The 1958-nt window shown below is 34.5% G+C and carries 3 protein-coding genes; 2 read left to right on the plus strand and 1 reads right to left on the minus strand.

From position 1 onward, the window contains the following. The coding region (locus WB217_RS14140; protein WP_423993864.1) for an aminoglycoside 6-adenylyltransferase at positions 1-163 on the minus strand (163 nt) is incomplete at its 3' end. Positions 164-274: 111 nt separating this feature from the next. Here WB217_RS14140 and WB217_RS14145 point away from each other — a divergent pair. Both WB217_RS14145 and WB217_RS14150 read left to right on the plus strand, forming a co-directional pair. Beyond that, positions 275-685 carry a MerR family transcriptional regulator gene (locus WB217_RS14145; RefSeq protein WP_423993866.1) on the plus strand — a complete coding sequence of 137 codons (411 nt, stop codon included), beginning with the start codon at positions 275-277 and terminating at the stop codon, positions 683-685. Then, positions 682-1599 (plus strand): DMT family transporter, encoded by a 918-nt coding sequence (locus WB217_RS14150; RefSeq protein WP_423993863.1) that lies wholly within the window; start codon positions 682-684, stop codon positions 1597-1599. The genes WB217_RS14145 and WB217_RS14150 overlap by 4 nt, the downstream gene beginning before the upstream one ends. The last annotated feature ends 359 nt before the right edge of the window (positions 1600-1958 follow it).

Raw genomic sequence — 1958 nt, forward strand, 5'->3', positions numbered from 1 at the left:
AATTCTCATCTTCTGTGAAAGTAGAAGTTTCTGTTAGCACATAAACAATATCGTAATCGTAAAAAATACCTTTTGGAGCATTCGGATTTGTTGTCGAACAGTTCATATAGACTGTGTAAATACATTCATCTTCCTTGGCTGTGATTATTATTAAGGCCACCATTTCTCATTATATATCCCACCCATGTCATAATGAATGTTGAATGGAAAATTAATACTTGACTTAGAGCAAACTCTAAGTTGTAAACTAACTTTAATCAAAAGAAAGGGGATGATGTTTTTGTATCCCATTAGTAAAGCTGCAGGAATGTCTGGTATTAGTCCTTATACTTTAAGATATTACGAAAAGATTGGGTTACTTCCCCCACCAAAAAGACAAGAGGGTGGAAGGCGTTTTTATACGGAAACTGATATTCGATTCATGATGTTCCTGAAAAGTTTAAAAGAAACAGGAATGTCTTTAGAGGATGTTAATGAGTTTATCAAAGACGGTTGTATTTTAGAAAAAATTAATTCCGATGTGAAATCGTCACAACTTACTCCTTCTATTAATAAACGTATCGAGATTTTAACAAAACACTTAACGAAAATGGAAATTAAAAAGAAGGAACTTGATGAAGTGATTTCAACAGCTAGGGGAAAACTAGATACCTATTATTCCATCCTGAATATGGAAACCAAATGAAGCATTTGAAAATATATCTGATGTTAATCGGCTTCTCCCTTTTTACGGGTGCTACCTTTAATCTAGCAAAATATACAGTAGGATATTTTTCTCCATCATCTGCAGCGGCATGGCGTTTCGGTATAGCCGCAGTGGTAATGCTCATTATTTTAATTTTCTCGGAAGGTATAAATAAAAGGCAATTAAAAAAGAATGCCATTTCATATATTGTTCTTGGAGTAGGAGGAATCTTTGGATTTAATTCGTTGTTTTTTGTAGGTTTGAAATATACATCGCCTGTTAATGGGGCATTAATCATGGGACTGAATCCTTTATTAACGACGATTTTCGCACGAATTATATTGAAAGATAGTATTACAAAAAAGCAAGTAATCGGTATACTCTTTGCTCTAATCGGTGTTTTGTTAGTTATTACACACGGTTCTATTGAGACTGTTAAAACTCTATCAATTTCAGGCGGTGATTTAATAATCTTTGCTGGAAACGTTTGCTGGGCACTTTATGGTGTACTTGGACGTCTTTTTATAAAGGACGCTACACCGCTATCTACCACCACCTATACGATGATTACTGGTGCTGTTAGTTTAATAGTGGTTTCCTTATTTACTTCAAGCCCTGTTTCTTTACCGAACATTCCAGTTGGAGCTTGGGGCGCAATTGCCTTCATGGCTTTCTTTACAAGTGTTTTGGGCTACCTGTGGTGGAATCAGGGGATAAAGGAGATTGGTGCAAGTAAAACATCACTATTTTTTAATCTTGTTCCTGTTGTAACGATGATCATTTCATTTGTCATTGGAACACCGATAACGGTATTTCAAATTTTGGGGGCTGTGTTAGTTATATTAGGCGTTTTAACTGCTTCGGGGGTAATAATTACTCCAAAGCAACATTCTGAAAAACAATCAGCAGTTTAATAGGATAGAAAATTAACACTCATTCTATGAAATAGTCGCATTATTGGTATTGAACTAAAGTGGTTAGTCGAAGAAGCTTATCAGTTAAATCCCTTTCAACCATTTTTCATACATACTGTAGAGATAAGTGATACTTTTGAAGCACCAACATATACCTTTAATTAAAAAGCAATTGAGGGGAGTTTTATGGTCATGCAGCGGATAAAATTTATGGTTACTCAATTCCTAAAAGAACCTTTATGGTTTAGGATACTGATCTTGACAACTTTGCTTATTTCTATAATTTTTAGCAGTTCATTTTTTGCAAATACTGCTTATTTTCAAACCATTTCCAAATTAGCAGCAGCTATCTTCTTTTG

This window comes from Mesobacillus sp., assembly GCF_049588175.1.
GTDB lineage: Bacteria > Bacillota > Bacilli > Bacillales > Cytobacillaceae > Mesobacillus.